Annotated in this window: 25 protein-coding genes; 20 read left to right on the plus strand and 5 right to left on the minus strand. The window is 65.3% G+C overall.

Features of this window, described 5'->3' with window-relative positions; translation table 11 throughout:
• The first annotated feature begins 17 nt into the window (after positions 1 to 17).
• Together ATE71_RS12005 and ATE71_RS12010 are read left to right on the plus strand one after the other, a co-directional pair.
• The gene (locus ATE71_RS12005) at positions 18 to 920 is read left to right on the plus strand and encodes an aldo/keto reductase (RefSeq protein WP_152998758.1); all 903 of its coding nucleotides are present in this window, start codon (positions 18 to 20) and stop codon (positions 918 to 920) included.
• 339 nt (positions 921 to 1259) lie between these two features.
• Positions 1260 to 1691, plus strand: a complete 432-nt coding sequence (locus tag ATE71_RS12010; RefSeq protein ID WP_058803543.1) for a GFA family protein — start codon at positions 1260 to 1262, stop codon at positions 1689 to 1691.
• On the opposite strand, the gene ATE71_RS12015 is transcribed toward ATE71_RS12010, so the two are convergent.
• The 3 genes from ATE71_RS12015 to ATE71_RS12025 form a co-directional block, all read right to left on the minus strand.
• Positions 1657 to 2079 (minus strand): GNAT family acetyltransferase, encoded by a 423-nt coding sequence (locus ATE71_RS12015; RefSeq protein ID WP_058803544.1) that lies wholly within the window; start codon positions 2077 to 2079, stop codon positions 1657 to 1659. The two genes, ATE71_RS12010 and ATE71_RS12015, sit on opposite strands and share 35 nt — an antisense overlap.
• A 3-nt stretch (positions 2080 to 2082) precedes the next feature.
• Positions 2083 to 3255 (minus strand): iron-containing alcohol dehydrogenase, encoded by a 1173-nt coding sequence (locus tag ATE71_RS12020; protein WP_082665183.1) that lies wholly within the window; start codon positions 3253 to 3255, stop codon positions 2083 to 2085.
• Between the two features lie 74 nt (positions 3256 to 3329).
• Positions 3330 to 4085, minus strand: a complete 756-nt coding sequence (locus ATE71_RS12025; RefSeq protein ID WP_058803545.1) for a helix-turn-helix transcriptional regulator — start codon at positions 4083 to 4085, stop codon at positions 3330 to 3332.
• A gap of 127 nt (positions 4086 to 4212) precedes the next feature.
• Here ATE71_RS12025 and ATE71_RS12030 point away from each other — a divergent pair, with 127 nt between their 5' ends.
• The 5 genes from ATE71_RS12030 (at position 4213) to ATE71_RS12045 (ending at position 7714) form a co-directional block, all read left to right on the plus strand.
• The gene (locus ATE71_RS12030; RefSeq protein WP_058803546.1) at positions 4213 to 4797 is read left to right on the plus strand and encodes a fasciclin domain-containing protein; all 585 of its coding nucleotides are present in this window, start codon (positions 4213 to 4215) and stop codon (positions 4795 to 4797) included.
• A gap of 166 nt (positions 4798 to 4963) precedes the next feature.
• The gene (locus tag ATE71_RS12035) at positions 4964 to 5245 is read left to right on the plus strand and encodes a proton-translocating transhydrogenase family protein (RefSeq protein WP_058803547.1); all 282 of its coding nucleotides are present in this window, start codon (positions 4964 to 4966) and stop codon (positions 5243 to 5245) included.
• A gap of 2 nt (positions 5246 to 5247) precedes the next feature.
• Positions 5248 to 5394, plus strand: a complete 147-nt coding sequence (locus ATE71_RS22530) for a hypothetical protein (RefSeq protein ID WP_160328038.1) — start codon at positions 5248 to 5250, stop codon at positions 5392 to 5394.
• A gap of 1 nt (position 5395) precedes the next feature.
• Positions 5396 to 6907, plus strand: coding sequence for an NAD(P)(+) transhydrogenase (Re/Si-specific) subunit beta (locus ATE71_RS12040; RefSeq protein WP_058803548.1), 1512 nt, complete (start codon positions 5396 to 5398; stop codon positions 6905 to 6907).
• Positions 6908 to 7018: 111 nt separating this feature from the next.
• On the plus strand, positions 7019 to 7714 hold the full coding sequence (locus ATE71_RS12045; RefSeq protein WP_058803549.1) for an aspartate/glutamate racemase family protein: 696 nt from the start codon (positions 7019 to 7021) through the stop codon (positions 7712 to 7714).
• Positions 7715 to 7860: 146 nt separating this feature from the next.
• On the opposite strand, the gene ATE71_RS12050 is transcribed toward ATE71_RS12045, so the two are convergent.
• Positions 7861 to 8274, minus strand: coding sequence for a DUF2147 domain-containing protein (locus ATE71_RS12050; RefSeq protein ID WP_152998759.1), 414 nt, complete (start codon positions 8272 to 8274; stop codon positions 7861 to 7863).
• 96 nt (positions 8275 to 8370) lie between these two features.
• Between ATE71_RS12050 and ATE71_RS12055 the strand changes: the two genes are divergently transcribed.
• From ATE71_RS12055 to ATE71_RS12090, 8 genes are all read left to right on the plus strand, one after another.
• Positions 8371 to 9588 carry a parallel beta-helix domain-containing protein gene (locus ATE71_RS12055; RefSeq protein ID WP_058803551.1) on the plus strand — a complete coding sequence of 406 codons (1218 nt, stop codon included), beginning with the start codon at positions 8371 to 8373 and terminating at the stop codon, positions 9586 to 9588.
• Positions 9585 to 10610, plus strand: a complete 1026-nt coding sequence (locus ATE71_RS12060; protein ID WP_058803552.1) for an SO2930 family diheme c-type cytochrome — start codon at positions 9585 to 9587, stop codon at positions 10608 to 10610. Before ATE71_RS12055 ends, ATE71_RS12060 begins: the two co-directional genes overlap by 4 nt.
• A gap of 148 nt (positions 10611 to 10758) precedes the next feature.
• The gene (gene maiA / locus ATE71_RS12065) at positions 10759 to 11391 is read left to right on the plus strand and encodes a maleylacetoacetate isomerase (RefSeq protein ID WP_058803553.1); all 633 of its coding nucleotides are present in this window, start codon (positions 10759 to 10761) and stop codon (positions 11389 to 11391) included.
• The gene (locus ATE71_RS12070) at positions 11388 to 13484 is read left to right on the plus strand and encodes a TonB-dependent receptor (RefSeq protein WP_058803554.1); all 2097 of its coding nucleotides are present in this window, start codon (positions 11388 to 11390) and stop codon (positions 13482 to 13484) included. The genes maiA and ATE71_RS12070 overlap by 4 nt, the downstream gene beginning before the upstream one ends.
• Positions 13485 to 13571: 87 nt before the next feature.
• Positions 13572 to 14018, plus strand: a complete 447-nt coding sequence (locus ATE71_RS12075) for a MarR family winged helix-turn-helix transcriptional regulator (RefSeq protein ID WP_058803606.1) — start codon at positions 13572 to 13574, stop codon at positions 14016 to 14018.
• Positions 14011 to 14292, plus strand: coding sequence for an HPr-rel-A system PqqD family peptide chaperone (locus ATE71_RS12080; protein WP_058803555.1), 282 nt, complete (start codon positions 14011 to 14013; stop codon positions 14290 to 14292). Before ATE71_RS12075 ends, ATE71_RS12080 begins: the two co-directional genes overlap by 8 nt.
• On the plus strand, positions 14289 to 15155 hold the full coding sequence (locus tag ATE71_RS12085; RefSeq protein WP_058803556.1) for an HprK-related kinase A: 867 nt from the start codon (positions 14289 to 14291) through the stop codon (positions 15153 to 15155). Before ATE71_RS12080 ends, ATE71_RS12085 begins: the two co-directional genes overlap by 4 nt.
• The gene (locus ATE71_RS12090; RefSeq protein WP_058803607.1) at positions 15152 to 16201 is read left to right on the plus strand and encodes a nucleotidyltransferase family protein; all 1050 of its coding nucleotides are present in this window, start codon (positions 15152 to 15154) and stop codon (positions 16199 to 16201) included. The genes ATE71_RS12085 and ATE71_RS12090 overlap by 4 nt, the downstream gene beginning before the upstream one ends.
• Here the strand turns inward: ATE71_RS12090 and ATE71_RS12095 are convergent.
• Positions 16162 to 16824 carry an HAD-IA family hydrolase gene (locus ATE71_RS12095; RefSeq protein ID WP_058803557.1) on the minus strand — a complete coding sequence of 221 codons (663 nt, stop codon included), beginning with the start codon at positions 16822 to 16824 and terminating at the stop codon, positions 16162 to 16164. The genes ATE71_RS12090 and ATE71_RS12095 overlap by 40 nt on opposite strands.
• 47 nt (positions 16825 to 16871) lie before the next feature.
• Here ATE71_RS12095 and glmU point away from each other — a divergent pair, with 47 nt between their 5' ends.
• The 5 genes from glmU to ATE71_RS12120 are packed head-to-tail and all read left to right on the plus strand — an operon-like array spanning position 16872 to position 19855.
• Positions 16872 to 18236 carry a bifunctional UDP-N-acetylglucosamine diphosphorylase/glucosamine-1-phosphate N-acetyltransferase GlmU gene (glmU, locus tag ATE71_RS12100; RefSeq protein ID WP_058803558.1) on the plus strand — a complete coding sequence of 455 codons (1365 nt, stop codon included), beginning with the start codon at positions 16872 to 16874 and terminating at the stop codon, positions 18234 to 18236.
• A gap of 4 nt (positions 18237 to 18240) precedes the next feature.
• Complete coding sequence (locus ATE71_RS12105; protein WP_058803559.1) at positions 18241 to 18783, plus strand: GNAT family N-acetyltransferase; 543 nt, start codon at positions 18241 to 18243, stop codon at positions 18781 to 18783.
• Positions 18776 to 19096, plus strand: a complete 321-nt coding sequence (locus ATE71_RS12110) for a hypothetical protein (RefSeq protein WP_058803560.1) — start codon at positions 18776 to 18778, stop codon at positions 19094 to 19096. Before ATE71_RS12105 ends, ATE71_RS12110 begins: the two co-directional genes overlap by 8 nt.
• 42 nt (positions 19097 to 19138) lie before the next feature.
• On the plus strand, positions 19139 to 19399 hold the full coding sequence (locus ATE71_RS12115; RefSeq protein WP_058803561.1) for a hypothetical protein: 261 nt from the start codon (positions 19139 to 19141) through the stop codon (positions 19397 to 19399).
• Positions 19400 to 19417: 18 nt separating this feature from the next.
• Positions 19418 to 19855: a hypothetical protein gene (locus ATE71_RS12120; protein ID WP_058803562.1), complete on the plus strand. Its 438-nt coding sequence runs from the start codon at positions 19418 to 19420 to the stop codon at positions 19853 to 19855.
• Position 19856 lies beyond the last annotated feature (1 nt).

The raw sequence follows: 19856 nt of genomic DNA on the forward strand, positions 1-19856 counted from the left end.
TGGAGTATATGACAGTGATGTCAGATTTTCTGCCCGCTCCCGCCAATGTGACCCTCGCCGGCCGTGACGTTTCGCCGATCGCATGGGGCATGTGGCGCTTTGCCGGTGTCGATATCCGCTCCGCGCGTGCGCGTATCGATGCCGCGTTCGAGGCCGGGGTCACGCTGTTCGACACCGCCGACATTTATGGCTGCGACACGCCGGGTGGCTTCGGCTCGGCAGAGGCGTTGCTCGGCGAGGTTTTTGCTGAAGCGCCGCGCCTGCGCGACAAGATGATGCTGGCGACGAAGGGCGGGATCATCCCCGGCGTCCCCTACGACAGCAGCGCGGCCTATCTGGCCTCGGCGATTGATATGTCGTTGAAACGCCTGCGCACTGATCATGTCGAACTGTGGCAGATTCACCGCCCCGACCTGCTCACCCATCCGCAGGAAATCGCCCGGACGCTCGACGACGCGCACCGGGCGGGCAAGATCGGCGCGATCGGCGTCTCGAACTTCACGCCTGCCCAGACCGCTGCGCTTGCCAAATTCCTGCCCGTTTCAGTGGTCAGCCATCAGAGCGAGTTTTCGCCGCTCCATCTCGCTCCGATCTTCGACGGCATTTTCGACCAGTCGATGGCGGAGGGCATGGGCTTCCTAGCCTGGTCGCCGCTTGGCGGCGGCCGGCTCGGTGAGCCTGCCGAGGAGCGCACGGGCGCCGTCGCGGAGCTGCTCGATGCCAAGGCGGCCGAGTACGGCGTCTCGCGGGCCGCCGCGACCTACAGCTGGGTGATGGCGCATCCAGCGCGCCCGATCCCGATCGTCGGCACGCAGAGTGTCGAACGGATCAAGGAAATCCCGCAGGCTCTCGCCCCGCGCTGGACGCGCGCCGAATGGTATTCAGTGCTGCAAACATCGATGGGAAAAGATCTGCCCTAACAGACCGAAATTGCAGATTCGGCCGATTTTCGGTGTTCTGCGACGACGGTGGCTATGCCCGAGGACAATCATGGGACCGGCGTCGGCCGCGCCCGCTGTGCTGTGGCGCTCGCGATCCCTGTCAGCCGCTCGGCACGCTCGCCCGCCGTCTATCCGGGATCACGTTCGGGATGACGACGGTTGGGGGATGCCCCGCCTCCTCGATGAGACGTAGGAGAGAGGGAGGCAGGGCGGGGGCGCTTAAGCAGGGTGCAGGTTGCCGGATGATGAACAGGATTGTATTCCGGAACTTTTCTGGTGCCCTTGCTCTCGGGCTGGGCAGCGCTATTCCTTCCTCCCATGGAACGACGCGCCACATGCCATTGCGGCCAGCTCTTGCTCCGCTGCACCGGTGAACCTTCCAAGGTCTCGCTCTGCCATTGCTTCGACTGCCAGCGGCGGACGGGCTCGCTGTTCAGCGTCGCGGCGTTCTTTCCGCGCGAATGCGTAACGGTGATCGCGGGGACTGCGAAAGTCTTCGCGCGCGCCTCGGCGAGCGGTTTCGACGTTGCCTTCCACTTCTGCCCCGAATGCGGCTCGTCGCTCTGGTGGGAACCTGCGCGCATGCCGCACTTGGCCGGTGTCGCGGCGGGGGCGTTCGAGGATTCGGGCTTTCCCGTGCCCGAACAGGCGGTATGGGCCGAACAGCGTCACACTTGGCTCGACCTGCCGCTGACCGAATATGCGCGAAATCCGGTCAAGGCTCCGCTAAAAGACGCCGACCCAGACTGATACGATCCTCGATCGCATAACCCAGCTTCGTATAGAAGCGCGCGACCGCTTCGTTCGACGCGCGCACCTGCAGGTTCACCTTTTCGCACCCCAGCGCCGCCAGCGCGCGTTCGGCTTCGCGGACCAGCGCGGTGCCGACCCCGCCACGCCGGCAATCCCTTCGCACCGCCATCGCATAGAGCCAGCCGCGATGCCCGTCATAACCCGCCATGACCGACCCGATCACCGCGCCACCCTCGACCGCGACGAACAGCAGGTCGGGCTGGAAGGCAAGCTTGGCAGGAATCGCCGCCTTGGCGCGGTTCCACGGCGGATCGTTCGGAAAGGCCTCTTCCCAAAGCGATTGCACACCGTCGAAGTCCGACGGACGATAGCGCCTGATCGCCATCGCCTAGGCCTGACCAGCCCAAACCTGCGCATAAAGCATTGCCATCTCTTCGGCATCCGGCACCCGCGGGTTGTTGGCGGGCGAGCCCGATGCCGCCGCCTGTGCGCACATCGTCGGGACCAGCGCGTCCCAGCGCGCCGCGTCGATGCCCCACGCCGCCGGTCCCGGCACCTCGAGCTCGCGGTTCAATGCCGCCAATTCGTCGAGCAGCCGCGCCACCGCCGACTGGTCGCCTTCGGCCTCGTCGGCGACGCCCATCGCCCGTGCGCAGTCCCCATAGCGGTGCAGCGCCGCAGGCGCCGACCAGGCGGTCACCGCAGGCAATAACATCGCATTCGACAGACCGTGCGGGACGTGGAAATGCGCCCCGATCGGCCGGCTCATACCGTGCACTAGCGCGACCGAGCTGTTTGAGAAAGCGATCCCCGCCTGCGTCGCGCCCAGCATCATTGCCTCGCGCGCGGCGGCGTCCAGCGGGTCGCTGCACACGCGCCGCAAATTGGGCGCCAGCGCACGCATCGCGAGCAAGGCCATGCCATCGCTGAACGGGTTGGCGCGCTTCGACACATAGGCCTCGATTGCGTGGACCAGCGAGTCGATGCCGGTATCGGCGGTCAGCCTCTTCGGCTTGGTAAAAGTCAGCTCATAGTCGACCAGTGCCGCGATGGGCAGGTAAGCGAGTCCCGGGCACAGCATCTTCTCGTCGGTGGTCTCGTCGGTGATGATCGTGAAGCGCGTCGCCTCCGACCCTGTGCCCGCGGTGGTCGGGATCGCGATCACCGGCAGGCCCGGCGCATCCTGCACATGCGGCGCTTTATAATCCGCCATCGCGCCGCCATGCCTTCCGAGCAGCGCAATCGCCTTTGCGCTGTCGAGCGGGCTACCGCCGCCGAAGCCGACAACGCAGTCATGATCGCCGTCCTTCAGATACACGACCCCGGCATCGACCGACGCCACCGTCGGGTCGGGCACCGTATCGGCGAACACCCGCGCCACGATCCCCGCAGCCGCCAGGCCGTCGACCATTTCCGCCGCGCGTCCGTTGCTCACTAGATAGCTGTCCGTCACGACCAGCGGGCGTGCCAGCCCCAGCGACGCCAGCACCTCGGGCAATTGCCTAGACGCCCCGCCGCCGATGCGGAAAATGCGGGGCAGGGCGATGCTGGCGATACTCAACGGATAGTCTCCTCGCGGATCGTTTGGCGCGCCGTCGATAACAGCGTTTCGCGGGAATCGGCAGGCCTTCGCATCTACGGAGTCATCTCCATGCGCCGCATTTCGGTTGGCGCCATCCCGAAACGTCGCGCGAACGCTCGCGTGAAGCTCGCATTGCTCAGATAGCCGCACCGATATCCGATGCTCGAAATGGGCAGGTCGCTTTGCGCGAGCAACTGCCTTGCCTGTTCCAGCCGGCGCGCGCTGATCGCTTCGGGAACGGTGCATTGGTAAAGCTGCCGAAACCCGTGCGTAAGCTTGGCCTTGCTGAGGCCGCACCGCCGCGCGACGATGCCGACCGTCAATTTTTCGTGCCAGCATTCGTTTACGATCTGGTGCGCGGCGGCGACCCGCGTGATATCCTGTTCGTTCAGCGTCGTTGCACCGCCGACTTCTACCATGCGATGGGCCTCGAGCGCCGCGAAGAGCTGGCAAAGCAATTCCATGCTGCGCGCCATGCGGAGCATCGTCGATGCCGCGCCGTCCCCCTCGACCGCGACCAGCGCGCGACCGAGCCCGCGCAGGTCGGCGGGCAAATACCAGCGACCGTCGGTTTTGGGGAGGATGCCGAACAGCCGCAGACACTCCGCGCGGCCAATGGCAAGCACGACCAGATGGTCGATCGCCTGGTCGGTCAGATCGGCTTTGCCAAGCATCATGACGGCCGGCTCGCCGATGTCGCCAAAGCCGAGGATCAGCGCATCGTCGGGAAGCGCGTCTGCGTCGCATGGGCCGCGCCCCACGAAGCTGGCGAATTCGGACGATATGACGACGGAACGCTTGCTGTTCATGGGATGCCTATAGCCTCGACCCTTGCCGATCGCACCATCGTAACATTCATGTCATCAACAGCGTGTTGATGCCGGCCTTCGGCTGACGATTCGATCCGCTGTGGTCGTCATTTTTGAAGGACGGAACATGAAAACCCCGCTTATCCTGATTGTCGCAGCAGCTACGCTGGCACTCTCCGCGTGCAACGGAAAGCCCGGTGATGCGCCCGCCGCCGACCAGCAGGCCGCTTCCGCAACCAGCGGGGCGATGACGGCGAACGCGACGACGACCATCGCGGCCGGCATAAAGGGCGCGCCGACCCTCACGAGCCTTGCCAGCGCGATCGAAGCGGCTGGTCTCGCCGAAACGCTTTCGGGAACCGGACCCTTCACCATGTTTGCGCCGTCCGACGCGGCTTTTGTCCAGGTCGCACCGGTGACCCGCGACGGTTGGATGCGCCCCGCGCAAAAGGATGTTCTCGCCGGCGTACTGAAATATCATGTCGTGTCCGGCGCGCTGACCGCTGCCGACCTTGCCGCCAAGATCGCCGAGGGCGGGGGCAAGGCCGTGCTCAAGACCGTCGGCGGGCAGGATCTGACCGCCACGAAAAGCGGCGACAATATCCTGCTGACCAGCGCGAGCGGCAACAAGGCGACGGTCACCGCCGCAGATATCGGGCAGTCGAACGGGGTCATCCACGTGATCGACGCGGTGCTTATCCCGCAAATGTAAAATCGATCGCCCGCAAGGCCCATAAAGCGATATTTTATTTCACAAAGCGCGCGCTTTTCTCACGCAGGGAAATGCGCGCGCCCTTTTTTGGCCGGTTTAGGAGTCGACAGGCCGCACCGCGCGCGGCAAGAGGTGCGCGAAACGGAATCAGCAGGGGAGCGAGCCCGTGGATTTTATCGCGATTTTTTCGATTTTCGTCCTGGCGTGCTTCGTCGGCTATTTCGTCGTCTGGTCGGTGACCCCGGCACTGCACACGCCGCTGATGAGCGTCACCAACGCCATTTCGTCGGTGATCATCGTCGGCGCACTGATAGCCAGCGCCGCCGCGGGGTCGGCGACCTCGAAATGGCTGGGTCTCGCCGCCGTCGTGATGGCGAGCATCAATATCTTCGGCGGCTTCGCCGTGACGTCGCGCATGCTCGCGATGTACAAGAAGAAGGAGCGCTGATCATGACGATGCAACGCATTTCTTGTTGGGCTCAGGCCAACCGCTGGGCAATCGCGTTCTGGCTCGTGATTTTCGCCGGCTATACGGTTGGTAAAGACATGGCCATGCGTGACAACGCGGCGGATGCGGCTGTGGCAAAGGAGCACTGAGATGGACATCCAGGCAATCCTTTCCGCCGCGACCGGCGGCCATGGCGCAGTAAATCCTTACGCGGCGATCGCCTATCTGGTGTCGGGCATTCTCTTCATTCTCGCGCTGCGCGGGCTTTCGAGCCCCGCGACGGCGCAGAGCGGCAACCGCTTCGGCATGATCGGCATGACGATTGCGGTCGTCACGACCTTGCTCACGCATATGCCAATGCGGTCCGATCCATTGCCGCAGGGCAATCCCCACGATTTAATGGTCGACTGGGTTTCGCTGATCGAAATTCTCGCGGCGATCGGCGTCGGCGCGGTCATTGGTATCGTCATGGCGCGCCGCATCGCGATGACGGCGATGCCGCAGCTCGTCGCGGCGTTTCACAGCCTCGTTGGCCTTGCTGCGGTCGCGGTGGCGGCGGCCGCCTATCTCAACCCCGTCGCCTTCGGCATCGCCGACGCCGCGGGGCAGATTCATGTTGTCAGCCGCGTCGAGATGGGCCTTGGCATTGCAATCGGCGCGATCACCTTCTCGGGGTCGGTCATCGCCTTCCTCAAGCTCAACGGCAATATGTCGGGTTCGCCGATCATGCTGCCTGGACGACACATCATCAACCTTGGCACGCTCGCTGCGATCGTCGCGCTGACGGCGTATTTCACGCAGGACCAGTCGCCGTGGGTGTTCTGGACGATCACGGGGCTGAGCTTCGCGATCGGTTTCCTACTGATCATCCCGATCGGCGGCGCCGACATGCCGGTCGTCGTGTCGATGCTCAACAGCTATTCGGGCTGGGCCGCGGCGGCGATGGGCTTCACGCTCGGCAACACCGCGATGATCATCACCGGCGCGCTCGTCGGTTCGTCGGGTGCGATCCTGTCGTACATCATGTGCCGCGCGATGAACCGCAGCTTCATCAGCGTGATCGCTGGCGGTTTCGGCGCCGATGCCGAAGCGGGTGCCGGTGGCGGGGCGAAGGAACAGCGCCCGTGGAAGCCGGGCAGCGCCGACGACGCCGCTTTCCTGATGAGCCAGGCGGAAAATGTCATCATCGTCCCCGGTTACGGTATGGCGGTGGCGCAGGCGCAGCATGCGCTCCGCGAAATGGCCGATCAGCTCAAGAAGGAGGGCGTGAACGTCAAATATGCTATCCACCCGGTCGCGGGCCGTATGCCGGGCCATATGAACGTGCTGCTCGCCGAGGCGAATGTCCCCTATGACGAGGTGTTCGAACTCGAGGACATCAACGGCGAGTTCGCGCAGGCCGATGTCGCCTTCGTGATCGGTGCGAACGACGTGACGAACCCGGCGGCAAAGACCGACAAGACATCGCCGATCTACGGCATGCCGATCCTCGACGTCGCCAACGCCAAGACGGTGCTGTTCGTGAAGCGCTCGATGGGCGGGGTCGGCTATGCCGGCGTCGACAACGATGTTTTCTACATGGACCAGACGATGATGCTGCTCGGCGATGCCAAGAAGATGGCCGACGACATCGTCAAGGCGCTGAGCGGTACCGGGCACTGACGGATTGCCGCAAAGTTTCGCTCCCGGGCTTGCCCGCGGGCGCCAGTTTTTCTAGCCAAGTTCGGGACCGGGTCCAGTGAGACCCGGTCCTGTTGTATTTCGGAGGACCACTTGCGCAAAATCGGCCTGATCGGGGGAATGAGCTGGGCATCGACCGAGCTTTATTACCGCCATCTCAACAAGGGGGTGCAAAAGCGCCTCGGCACGGCCTGTTCGGCGCCGATCCTGATGGAGAGCCTCAACTATTGCGAGCTGTCGCGCATTACGACGCCCGAGCAATGGGCGCATGCGAAGGAGGTGCTGATCGCCTCTGCACAGCGGCTCGAGGCGGCGGGCGCGACTGCGCTGATGATCGCGGCCAATTCGATGCACAAGGTCGCCGAGGATGTCGCAGCAGCGATCTCGATCCCGCTTATCCACATCGTCGACGAAACCGGTGAGAAAATGAAGGCCGACGGGATCAAGGCGGCGGCGGTGATCGGCACGCGCAATGTGATGACCGAACCCTGGTTCCGCCAGCGCCTTGTCCGCCACGGGCTGATGCTTGCGCCCTATGATGCGAGCCGTGCCGACGAGATCGACCGGATCATCTATGAGGAGTTGATGCTTGGCAAGGTGAACGAAAGTTCGCGCCGGACGATGAAGACCTTCGTCACCGACATCGCGAAGCAGGATATCCAGGCAGTCGTGCTCGCGTGCACCGAACTGGTGATGCTGGTCGACACCGACGCCAATGTCCTGCCGATCTACGACACCACGCGCATCCATGTCGCGGCGGGCGTCGACTGGATTTTGGGCGAGGATTGAGAAACATCCTCCCTGTCGCGAAGCGATGGGGAGGGGGACCGTTCGCGCAGCGAATGGTGGAGGGGCTGCGACGTCGCGTTATGGGCCCCTCCGTCAGCGCTTCGCGCTGCCACCTCCCCATGGCTTCGCCACAGGGAGGATCGGATTCACCCCATCCGCGTCCAGGTGACCGTCCGGCAGAACACCGCGACGCACCCCTTCATCGTCAGCTTGTTGCCCTTCACGCGCAGGTGCGCCTTGTAATAACGGCCGTCCTCGGGGCTATAGCCCTCGCCTTTCCAGCCATCGCCATGCGGGGCGAGGTCCCAATAGATTTGCAGGCCTTCGACCTTGCGGGTCCGTTTGGACTTGTCGGGATTGCGTTCGTCGCGCTGACCGCCGGCGGGCTCCTTGATCAGCAGCTCGGCGATCCGACCGCACATCTTGGCGCCGCACGGCGCCATCGCGACGATGCCTTTCCCGTCGTCGGTTTTCCAGCGCCCCGTCAGCGACGCGGGCGCCGCCGCCGACGCGGGCAAGGCGACAAAGGCGGCAAGCGCCAGCATATATCTGTGAATCAAGCGACCTCTCCCCGGTTAGCTACACATATGTCAGCAACATCGCTTGGCATCCGTCAAGTCTTGCACCATGCTCCCCGAAAATTTGGGGAGAGACATATGCGATTCCATGGCCTCAGCCGTCACGCGGCGACGCTCTGCATCGTGGCGGCGCTTGCCGCCCAACCGGCGGCGGCGAAAGTGATCAGCGTCAGTGCAGTAACGCCCGACGCCAATGAAAAGCTGCAGGAGGCACTGATTCTCGCCGAACCCGGCGATACGGTGCAATTGGGCGCCGGTACTTGGAGGCTGACCGACGGCCTGTCGCTCGACGTCGCGAATGTCACCGTGCGCGGCGCCGGGGCCGGCGAGGGCGGATCGATCCTCGATTTTTCAGGCCAGCAGGGTGCGGGCGAGGGGCTGCTCGTCACCTCGGACGATGTCTTGCTCGCCGACTTCGCGGTCCTCAACACCAAGGGTGACGGCATCAAGTCGAAGGGCGCAGACCGCATCGTCTATCACAAGCTGCGCGTCGAATGGACCGCCGGGCCCACGGAAACCAATGGCGCCTATGGGATCTATCCGGTCGAAAGCAGCGACGTGCTGGTCGATAGCGTCTATGTTCGCGGGGCGTCGGATGCGGGCATCTATGTCGGCCAGTCGAAAAACATCGTCGTCCGCGACTCGATCGCGACCGAAAATGTCGCGGGTATCGAGATCGAGAACAGCTATGACGCCGACGTCCACGACAATATTGCGACGAAGAACACGGGCGGCATCCTCGTGTTCGATCTGCCGAGCCTGCCGATGCAGGGCGGGCACAACGTCCGCGTGTTCGACAATATCGTCAATGACAACAGCACGCCTAATTTTGCGCCCAAGGGCAACATCGTCGCGAGTGTGCCGACGGGCACCGGCGTGTTGGTGATGGCGAACCGCAATGTCGAGATTTTCGACAATGTCTTTGCCGACAATTGCACCGCCAATGTGATGATCGTCGGCTATCGCTACGACCATAAGGACCCGAAATACCAGCCGCTGCCCCGCGCGATCGTCGTGCGGGGCAATCAGCACGGCAAGGCGGGTTATGCTCCGAAGTTCCCCGGGGGCGACCAGATCGCGGCGGCGATGGGCGGCAGTATTCCGCCGATATTGTGGGACGGCGCGGGCGACGCGGTGGTGCTCGACAAGGTCGGCGTGCTGTCGCTGAACTTGCCCGATGTGAAGACGCCGCAGAGCGAGGCGAAGCCAACGCCGGCCGATCTGTCGAAGGCGACGCCGCCCGCCGCGCTGCCGGCGATCACGCTGCCCGAAAGCATGGAGGCGAAGGTCCGGTGAAGCGCGTATTGGCCGCCCTTGCGGCGGCGCTGCTATGTGCGAGCGGCGGGGCAGCAGGATCGCTGCTCGGGATCGATCAGGCGCTGGTCGAAAGCGACGCGATGCCGACGAAACTGTCGTCTTTCGGACTGTTTCGCGGTAATGACCCGGCACAGCCGGCGACCGGCATCGGTTATACGCTGCGCGCGCCGCTGTTCAGCGACTATACCGAGAAGCATCGCTTCGTATCGATCCCGGCAGGGAAAAAGGCGACGGTCGCCGCCGACGGGGAGATCGAATTTCCGGTCGGTACGGTGCTCGTCAAAAGCTTCGGCTGGGCTGACGTGAACGGCGGACGCCCGGTCGAAACGCGCCTGCTCATCCACCGCGCGTCGGGGTGGATCGCCTTGCCCTATATCTGGGACGCCGACGGCAAGGATGCGACGCTTGCGCTCGGCGGGCGCCGCGTGCCGGTGAGTTTCAAAAGCCCCGACGGCGAAACGCACAGCATCCGTTATGCGGTGCCGAACAAGAATCAGTGCAAGGAATGTCACAGCCTGAACGGCGCGATCGTGCCGATCGGGCCCAAGGCGCGGAATTTCATTCCCGATCCTGCGGCATCCGACAAACTGCGCAGCCTCTATTTCGCAAATCCGGCTGCGTTCAAACCGGCCATGCCGCAATGGGACGACCCGAAAGCTGGAACGGTCGCCGACCGCGCACGTGCCTATCTCGACGTCAATTGCGCGCATTGCCACAATCCGGCGGGCAGCGCATCGAACAGCGGGTTGTTTCTGCGCTGGACCGACGATCCTGCAGGCGTCAATTACGGTATCGGCAAGCGCCCGACCGCGGCGGGGCGCGGCAGCGGGGGAATGGATTTCGCGATTGCGCCCGGCGATCCCGACCACAGCTTCCTGATCTATCGCCTCGAAAGCACCGATCCCGGGATCGCGATGCCCGAGGTCGGGCGGTCGACGGTGCACAAGGAAGGCGCTGCGTTGCTGCGGCAATGGATTGCGGAAATGCCGAAGGGCGGCTGATAAGAGCGGTCTCGCTCTGATTACCCGTCATTGCGAGGAGCGAAGCGACGCGGCAATCCAGCGCCTGCCTAAGCCGCTCTGGATTGCTTCGCTACGCTCGCAATGACGTGGGTTTCTATGCCGACCGCTTGGCCTTAAGGAGCGTTGCATGACCCAACTCGTCCTCCACGATTATTTCCGCTCCTCGGCCAGCTATCGCGTCCGCATCGCGCTGAATCTGAAAGGGCTGGATTACGAGCGCGTCGAGGTCAGCCTGATCGCGGGCGAACAGCGCAGCGATGCCTATCTCGAACTCAATGCGCAGGGTTTTGTCCCGATGCTGGTCGCCGATGGCGAGCCGATCATCCAGAGCATGGCGATCATCGACTGGCTCGACCGCGCTTATCCCGAGCCGCGCTTGATCCCCGAAGAGGCAATGCCGCGCGCGGTCGCGCTGGCGCAGGCGCAGGTCGTGGCGAGCGATATCCATCCGCTCAACAACCTCCGCGTGCTCAAATATCTGACGAAGGACCTCGGCCTCAACGAACAGACCAAGGACCGCTGGATCGCGACCTGGATCGCGCAGGGTTTCGAGGCGCTGGAGGCGATGGCGGGTGAGGGGACTTACCTTGGCGGCGAGACGCCGGGAATCGCCGACTGCTGCCTCGTCCCGCAGATGTATAATGCGCGGCGCTTCGAGGTGCCGCTCGACGCCTATCCACGGCTGGTGGAGATCGACGCCGCGTGCATAGAACTGGACGCGTTCCAAAAGGCGCACCCCGATGCGGTCAAGCCCGCGTGATTCGGCTGATGGGGGGGGTGGCGGCGCTGGCGTTGCCGGCGGTCGCGGCGGCGCAGGACAGTCCGGTAGCCGCGAACGAGGAGCCGATCGTCCTCGTGCACGAAACGCGCGAAACGATCGTCGTGACTGGCGCCGGCAGCCTCGCGCCGACTGCGAGCGACAGCGTCCAGGCCGTCACGCTGATCCGCGATGTCGAGCCCGGATTCGGCGCGCGGGTCGAAAACCGGTTGCGCGGCGAGGCGGGGATCGTCCAATTCCGGCGCTCCGACGGTCGGTCTGCGCATCCGACGAGCCAGGGTGTCACGCTGCGCGGCCTGGGGGGTAATGCCTCCAGCCGTGCGGTCGTGCTGCTCGACGGCGTGCCGCAAGCCGATCCCTTCGGCGGCTGGGTGGCGTGGAGCGGTTTCGATGCGGTCAGGCTTGGCGGGATCCGGATCACGCGCGGCGGCGGTGGTGGCGGCGACGGGCCGGGCGCGCTGGCCGGCACGATCGCCCTGCACAGCAGCCTTACTTACGGCGCCGAGGCGAGCGCCGCCTATGGCTCGCGCGACGCGTTCGACCTGTCGGGGAGCGTCGGAAGCAATCTCGGCGAAGGCGCGATCGCACTCGACGCACGCTTCGCCGGCGGCGACGGTTTCACCCCGGTCGTCGCGGACCAGCGCGGCGCCGCCGACCGCGCGGCGGGCTATCGCCAGGGCGGGGGCGGCATCCGGCTTCAGGCGCTGACGGGCGATTCGGGGCGGATCGAGGCGACGGTGCGCGGCTTCTTCGACCGACGCGACCGTGGTACCGATTATTCGCGGAGCCGCACCGACGCCGTCGATGCCAGCGTCCGCTATGTCCTTGATCCGGGTTTCGGCGACGGCTGGCGGGCGAGCGCGCTCGCCTATGTCCAGCTTCGCGACTTCGACACCGGCTTTGCGAGCGTCGCGGCCGATCGCGACAGCGCGAACCCCGCGCTCGACCAACACGTGCCGGCGACCGGCCTGGGCGCGCGTTTCGAACTGCGCCCCGCCTTCGGATCGCGCAACCCGCTTCGCGTCGGGATCGACTGGCGGCGCACGGTTGGCCGCACCGAGGAGAGCTATTTTTTCACCGGCTTGGTCCCCGGACGCCGCCGCGTGGCAGGGGGCAGCAGTGACACGCTCGGCGCCTTTGCCGAATGGACCGATTGCCTGGCAGACGACCGGCTGGTGTTGACGGCGAGCGGCCGCCTCGATCGCTGGTGGCTGGGCGAGGGCTATCGGTTCGAAACCAATATCGGAGGTGCCCCCATTACCGACGCACGCTTTGCCGCAAGGGATGGCTGGGAAGCGAGCGGCCGAGTCGGCGTTAAATGGATAACGGGTCCGCTCGCGCTTCGCGCCGCCGCCTATCGCGGCTGGCGGCTCCCCACGCTCAACGAGCTCTACCGACCGTTCCGCGTCGGCCCAGACGCGACCGCCGCGAACGAGGCGCTCGAACCCGAACGACTGTGGGGTGGGGAGGTCGGCGCTGATTGGTCGGCGGGCCAAACCAAACTGGGCGTGACCCTGTTCGCAAACCGCCTGTCGAATGCCATCGCCAATGTCACGCTTGGAACCGGGCCGGGCAATTTTCCGGGCGTGGGTTTCGTCGCGGCTGGGGCGACATATGGCCAGCGGCAGAATCTCGACGCGATCGACAGCAAGGGCATCGAATTCAGCGCCGAGCAGGGATTGGGGCCGTTCACGATACGCGCGACCTATGCCTTCACCGACGCGAAGGTCGATGCGTCGGGCGCCGCTGCGACGCTCGATGGCCGCCGGCCGGCGCAGATCGCGAAGCACGGCGGCAGCGTCTCGCTGCGCAGCAACGCTGGCGGCCCGTTCGGTGGCTTCGCAACGCTGCGTTATATCGGCAAGCAGAATGAGGACGATCTGGGGCTGCTCGCGCTGGGCGATGCGCTGACGCTTGATGCCGGACTGTCTTGGCGCGTTACCGATGCGGTCAGCGTCGAGGCGCGTGGGGAAAATCTGTTCGATGAGCTCGTGCCCGCCGCGATCTCGTCCGCCGGCATCGTCGAGCGCGCCACCCCGCGCACCCTATGGGTCGGCGCGCGCCTTTCTTTCTGATTTTCCCGGCATTCCGCCCTTCACAGGCCCGAAACAGGCGATAGGATGGGCTTTGCCGGGATTTTGGATTTGGGGGTTTTGAAAAGCATGGCCGCGAAGAAACTGAATCTCGACAATTTCCTGCCGTATCGCCTGTCCATTGCCTCCAATGCCCTGTCGAGCCGGATTGCCGCTGAATATCAGAACCGCTTCGGGTTGAAGATCCCCGAATGGCGGTTGATGGCGGTCCTTGGCGAAGGAGCGCCGAAGACGCAACGCGAACTGGTCGAAGCGACGCGCATGGACAAGGTGACGGTGAACCGCGCGGCAAAAGCGCTCGCTGACCGGCAGTTAATCGCCCGCGAGGCGCATCAGGCCGACGGGCGCTCGCACCATCTTGATCTCACCGCGACCGGGCGCTCGCTCTACGACGCAATTGTCCCGGCGGCGCTGGCGAGCGAGGCGCAACTCGAATCGAATATCAGCGCCGACGAACGCGCGACGCTGCTCGCCATTCTCGCGAAGCTTACCGACGCTGCCGAAGACTATGGTTGATCGCGCCTATCGCGCCGCACCGCCCGGCGCGCTGCGCATCGAAGCGCTCGGTGACCTCACCGCCATCTTCGATCGCCGGTCGATGCAGACGCATCTCGTCGTGTCGCCGATTCCCGAAATTCTGGGCGCGATGGGCGACGAGGCATGCAACGCCGCGCTATTGGCGGCGCGTCTCGCCGCGACGTTCGAACTGGATAGCGAAGCGGAGGCCCAGCCAATCCTCGCAGATCGGCTCACCGAACTTGCCGCGATGGGGTTGGTGGAGCGCGCGTGAGGCATAGTGTGCGCATCGCGGTCGGTCCGGTGCAATTTCGTATCGGCAGCGACTGGGCCGAACCCGTCGCGGCGTTGCGCCATCTCTACGCCGGCTATCCGCAGGACGAAACGCGGTCCGCCGACGCGACGGTGCGCCTGTTCGCGGCGCGGCCCTGGCGGCGCTGGCTGCGCCCGTCGGTGCATATCGGCGGCGATTTTATCGTCCCCGACGCGCTGCCGTTGCCGCTGTCGATGGGGTTGCTCGCCGCCGAGATGGGGATGAATTTGCAGGTCGCGCTCGGCTGGCGGCGGCATATGCTGCTGCATGCGAGCGCGGTCGCGAAGGATGGCCGCGCGCTGATCATGTCGGGCGAGTCAGGGTCGGGCAAGTCGACGCTCGCTGCGCTGCTCGGCGAGGGCGACTGGCGGCTGATGGGCGACGAGTTCACGCTGATCGATCCGGCGGCGGGCGACGCCATCGCTTTCCCCCGCGCGGTCAGCCTCAAGAATGATGCGATCGCCGAGGTTGCGTCGCGCGTCGACGCCGCGCGGCTCGGGCCTTTGCTGTCGGGAACGCCGAAGGGCGATATCCGCCACCTCATCCCGCGCGCCGACGCGATCGCCGCGATGCAAGAGCCCGCGCGTCCGGCGCTGTTGCTCTTCCCGCGTTTCGGCGGCGAATTGGCTGTCGAGCCGATGGGCGAGGGCGAAGCCTTTGTGCGGCTGACCGAGGCATCGACCAATTATGTCGCGCTGGGCGAAGCGGGCTTTGCCGCGTTGACGCGCCTTGTGCGCGAAACGCCGGCGTTCGGCATTTCCTATCCCGACAGCGAGGCCGGGATGGCGCTGGTCGAACAGCTGTGGGCGGAGGCCGCACGATGAGTGCGATTGCAACCTTCGTCGACCTGCTCGCCGGTCGCCGCGACCCGGCGACGCTGGCGCGGTCCGACTGGGACGGCGCGATTGGCGTTGCGCGAAGCGAGGCGATGCTGGCGACGCTGGCGCACCGGCTGCACGGCGCGGACCTGCCGCCTGCGGTCGCCGCGCTGTTCGCCGATCAGCGCGCGGCTGCCCAGGTCGCGCAGGCGCAGGCGCTGTGGGAGGCCGAAATGGCGCGGCGTGCGCTCGCGCCCGCCGGCATCGAGTTCGTGCTGCTGAAGGGCGCCGCCTATGCCGCGGCGGGCATGGCGTGCGCGGCGGGGCGCCAGATCGGCGACCTCGACATCCTCGTCCTCGCCTCCGACATCCGCCGCGCCGAAAATGCGCTGCTCAACGCCGGGTGGGAATGGGTCAAATCCGACCCCTATGACGACGCCTATTATCGCGAACATATGCACGAGCTGCCGCCCCTCATCCACAAGGCGCGCGACCGGATGATCGACGTTCACCACACGATCCTGCCGCGCACGCACCGGATCACACCCGACGCCCTCGCGCTGATGAGCGATGCGGTCGAAAGCGCCAAGGGCTATGCCGTGCTTTGCCCGGCCGACATGGCGGTTCATTGTGCCGCGCATATGCTCGCCGACGGCGACTTGCAGGGCGGGCTGCGCAACCTGTGGGATTTCCACATAATGACGCGCGATTTTGCGGCAGCCGATCCGGGCTATTGGGGAAAGCTCGACGGGCGCGCCCTGCTGCACGGCTTGCGCGAAGCTGTGCATCGCGCCGCGCGCCTGTCGCGCGATCTCTACGGGGCCCGGCTGCCCGAGGGTTGGGACCGGCAGTATGGCACCGACGGCTGGTTCCGCCGCCGCTTGCTCGCGCGCGACGATTGGGGGCGCGTGACGGAGCCGTTGATCGAGCAGGCCTTCTATATCCGTTCGCACTGGCTGCGCATGCCGCCCGCGATGCTGGCGCGGCATTTGTGGACGAAATGGCGCAAGCGTCAAAGCGTATCGAGCAGCGGTGCCAGCTCGCGGAAATGATCGATCACATGGTCGGCGCCGAGTTCGGCCGTCGGCCGGTCGAGAAAGCCGAAGCTGACCGCGACGCTGGGTACGCCGGCATTTTTCGCCGCCAGCACATCGTAAATGCTGTCGCCGACGAAGATCGAACGGCCGCCGCCGCAGCGCTCGATCATCGCATGGATCGGCTCGGGCGCGGGTTTACGCACGCCCAGCGTGTCGCCACCGATGATCGTTGTCATCCGGTCGGCAAGGCCGAGTTCGGCGAGCAGCAGGCGCGCGAGATGCTCTGCCTTGTTGGTCACCACCGCCGTTCGGACGCCCAGTGCATCGAGCCGGTCGAGCGCGGCGATCACGCCGGGGAAGGGACGGCTTCGCACCGCGATATGTGCTTCGTAGAAGGAAAGGAGTTCGGGGTACAGCCGCTCGACCGCGCCGTCCGGCACGCCGCCGGTCGCACGCAGCCCCTCTTCGAGCATATGTTGGGCGCCGCGCCCGATCATCGGCCGCACCGCATCCTCGTCCAGCGGTGCGCGGTCCACTAACCCCAGTGCATGATTGACTGCGGCGGCGAGGTCGCCGAGCGTGTCGACCAGCGTGCCGTCGAGGTCGAAGCCGACGATCGCAAAAGGAAATCCGTTCATCGGCCGCACATGGCGCGATGTGCTGGAAACCGCAATGATTTGCTGGCATGGCGGCGGGCATGACCCGTCCGATCGCCGCTATCGTCCTTGCCGCGGGCAAGGGAACCCGCATGAAGTCCGACCTGCACAAGGTGCTGCACCCGATTGCGGGGCGGCCGATGCTGCTGCATTTGCTCGGCGGGCTCGCCGAATTGCGCTCCGCGGCGACGGTGGTTGTCGTCGGCGACAAGCGCGAACAGGTCGAAGCGGCACTCGCCGGGACCGGCGCGGTCGTCGCGGTTCAGGACCCGCAACTCGGGACCGCGCATGCGGCGCTGCAGGCGAAGGATGCGCTGGCCGGTTTCGAAGGCATCGCTCTCGTCTGTTTCGGCGATTGCCCGATGTTGACCGCGGGAACGGTCTTGCGCCTGTGCGGCGCGCTCGATGGCGGTGCGGCGGTTGCCGTGCTCGGCTTTCGTCCGGCCGACGCCGCCGCCTATGGCCGGATCATCGCCGACGCCGACGGCACCGTCCGCAAGATGGTCGAGTATAAGGATGCGTCGGAGGCCGAGCGCGCGGTCGACCTCTGCAACTCGGGCGTGATCGTCGCGGGCGCGGCGGACATGTGGCGCCTGCTCGAAGCGGTCGGCAACGACAATGCGCAGGGCGAATATTATCTGCCCGACGTGGCGACTGGGGCGATCGCTGAAGGGAAGCGCGTCGCGGTGATCGAAACCGATGCCGCCGAGGTCGCCGGGATCAACAGCCGCGCCGAACTCGCCGCCGCCGAGGCGCAATGGCAGGCGTTCCGGCGCGAGGAGGCGATGGCCGCCGGCGTGTCGCTGAAGGCTCCCGAAACCGTCTGGTTTTCATGGGATACCGTGCTCGGTCGCGACGTGACGATCGAGCCCAATGTGTTTTTCGGCCCCGGCGTGACGGTCGCCGACGGCGCTAATATCCGCGCCAATTGCCATATCGAGGGCGCGACGATCGGCGCGGGCTGCGAAGTCGGTCCCTTCGCGCGGCTGCGCCCCGGCACGATCCTCGGCGAGAAGGCGAAGGTCGGTAATTTCGTTGAGGTGAAGAAATCGACCCTCGGCAAGGGCGCGAAGGCGAACCACCTGTCCTATATCGGCGACGCCACCGTCGGCGCGGGCGCGAACATCGGCGCGGGGACGATCACCTGCAATTACGACGGCTATTTCAAATATCGGACCGAGATCGGCGAGCGCGCCTTCATCGGATCGAACAGCGCGCTCGTCGCGCCGGTCAAGATCGGCGCCGATGCGATCGTCGCCGCGGGGAGCGCGGTGACGCGCGACGTCGCCGACGGCGAGCTCCGCCTCGTGCGCGGCGAGCAGCTGGTCAAGCCCGGCTGGGCCGACCGCTTCCACGACGCGATGCGCAAGAAGAAGGCGGCTGAGAAGAAATAGCCCCATGCCCGCGCCGACACTGACGACCGCGCGGCTCGTGCTGCGCCAGCTCCGCGAGGATGACGCCGCGGCGCTATTCCCTGTGCTGTCCGACGCAGAGGTGATGATTTGGTGGTCGAGCGGCCCGCACGCGTCGCTCGCCGAGACCGAGGCCTATGTCAAAGGCAATGCCGCCGAGGGGCAGGGCTATCATTGCTGGGCGATCACCGCCGGTGACGATGTCGCGCTCGGCTGGGTGATCCTGATCGACGGCAAGACGCAAGTGAAAGAGATCGGCTATATCCTGCGCCGCGATCATTGGGGCGCGGGCATTGCGCGCGAGGCGGTGGCGCGGGTGATCGCGCATGGTTTCGACGATCTCGGGCTGCGCCGCATCTTTGCCGATACCGATCCCGAGAACGGCGGATCGATCGCATTGCTCGAACGGCTGGGCTTCCAGCGCGAGGGCCGGCTGCGCGGCGAATGGGAAACGCATATCGGCGTGCGCGATTCGTTGATCTTCGGCTTGCTGCGTGACGAATGGATGATGGAGAAGACAGGTGAGTGACCGCTATACCGACAAGCCCTTTCTGCGCTTCGTCGACGCCTGGGTGCTGAAGGCGATCGGACATCTCGACGAGCCGACCGAGAGCTGGTGCAAGGCGATGGTCCCTCAGCTCGAGCAGAGCTTCGGCGTTAAGGGACGCTGGGAACAGATCGTCGAGAAGCAGATGAAATTCAGCCCCGAATTGCCGGCGCAGATCAGGGCCATCTGGGAAAGCGGCAAAGCGCGCTTCGAGCAAGGCAATGGCGAGGCGGCCGATCCGCGGCAGTTCGCGATGATCTTCGTCGACCGCAATTTCGGCAGGGCGGCCGGCTAGGATCACCGGACGGACGAGCAGCTTGGCGGCGGAGGTGCGGCGATGGGATTGACGGTAGCGGTCGGTCTATACGCACAAAATCTTGCCGAGGATGGCGACGATTTCCTCGACGAGCCGTTCGAGATGCTCAATATTGTTCTTGCGGAGCAGGGGATGGCGCTTCACGCGGAACCTCGCTCGATAGCGCACGATCATTATTTCGAAGCCCAGATGTGGGGCTATGGCGGCCTTCATGCGCTGCGTCGCCTTGCGGCCTTTTTGGTCCTGAAGGAGACGCTCCCGCCGGCGGGAGCAAGCTACTAAAGCTATGCGAACGACCCGGTGGCCGTCCAATTCGGGCGGGCTCATGAGCATTATCTGCTGAACCGCGATAAGCGAAAGTTTCTCGGATTGTTTGGCGGTCCACCCCCGCGCCCAAAATTCCAGCATCTGGTGCTGCATTCCGACGCCGAGGGCTTCTACCTGCCGAGGAGCTTTGACGAAGTCATCGTCGATTTCACCGAGCCCCAGCGGCCGGGTCTGGGAATGATGATCGGCTCTTCGGTCGCGTTGCTTGACGAGTGCCGCGAGCTGGCAGATACCCTCCATCTTTCAGATGACGTTGATCCAGAATCTGATGCGTTTCTGGAGTTTATGGACTCGCCGCGCTCGGATGGGCCGCCTTGGCAAGCTTATCCGGTCGAAGCGCATACCATCCTCAATCTTCTGCGAGCTTGCGAAGCATCGCTGGCACTGGACGCCGTCATCCAGTTCGCCTGAT

It is taken from the genome of Sphingopyxis sp. H115 (assembly GCF_001468465.1).
Taxonomy (GTDB): Bacteria; Pseudomonadota; Alphaproteobacteria; order Sphingomonadales; family Sphingomonadaceae; genus Sphingopyxis.

Coding starts and splice junctions, on each gene's coding strand:
- ATE71_RS12075 (WP_058803606.1), top strand. CDS start 13,572: ATGGCCGCGAAGAAACTGAATCTCGACAATTTCCTGCCGTATCGCCTG.
- ATE71_RS12015 (WP_058803544.1), bottom strand. CDS start 2,079: ATGGCGATCAGGCGCTATCGTCCGTCGGACTTCGACGGTGTGCAATCG.
- ATE71_RS12095 (WP_058803557.1), bottom strand. CDS start 16,824: ATGAACGGATTTCCTTTTGCGATCGTCGGCTTCGACCTCGACGGCACG.
- ATE71_RS12055 (WP_058803551.1), top strand. CDS start 8,371: ATGCGATTCCATGGCCTCAGCCGTCACGCGGCGACGCTCTGCATCGTG.
- ATE71_RS12090 (WP_058803607.1), top strand. CDS start 15,152: ATGAGTGCGATTGCAACCTTCGTCGACCTGCTCGCCGGTCGCCGCGAC.
- ATE71_RS12010 (WP_058803543.1), top strand. CDS start 1,260: ATGGAACGACGCGCCACATGCCATTGCGGCCAGCTCTTGCTCCGCTGC.
- ATE71_RS12030 (WP_058803546.1), top strand. CDS start 4,213: ATGAAAACCCCGCTTATCCTGATTGTCGCAGCAGCTACGCTGGCACTC.
- ATE71_RS12080 (WP_058803555.1), top strand. CDS start 14,011: ATGGTTGATCGCGCCTATCGCGCCGCACCGCCCGGCGCGCTGCGCATC.
- ATE71_RS12040 (WP_058803548.1), top strand. CDS start 5,396: ATGGACATCCAGGCAATCCTTTCCGCCGCGACCGGCGGCCATGGCGCA.
- ATE71_RS12105 (WP_058803559.1), top strand. CDS start 18,241: ATGCCCGCGCCGACACTGACGACCGCGCGGCTCGTGCTGCGCCAGCTC.
- ATE71_RS12025 (WP_058803545.1), bottom strand. CDS start 4,085: ATGAACAGCAAGCGTTCCGTCGTCATATCGTCCGAATTCGCCAGCTTC.
- maiA (WP_058803553.1), top strand. CDS start 10,759: ATGACCCAACTCGTCCTCCACGATTATTTCCGCTCCTCGGCCAGCTAT.
- glmU (WP_058803558.1), top strand. CDS start 16,872: ATGGCGGCGGGCATGACCCGTCCGATCGCCGCTATCGTCCTTGCCGCG.
- ATE71_RS12005 (WP_152998758.1), top strand. CDS start 18: ATGTCAGATTTTCTGCCCGCTCCCGCCAATGTGACCCTCGCCGGCCGT.
- ATE71_RS22530 (WP_160328038.1), top strand. CDS start 5,248: ATGACGATGCAACGCATTTCTTGTTGGGCTCAGGCCAACCGCTGGGCA.
- ATE71_RS12115 (WP_058803561.1), top strand. CDS start 19,139: ATGGGATTGACGGTAGCGGTCGGTCTATACGCACAAAATCTTGCCGAG.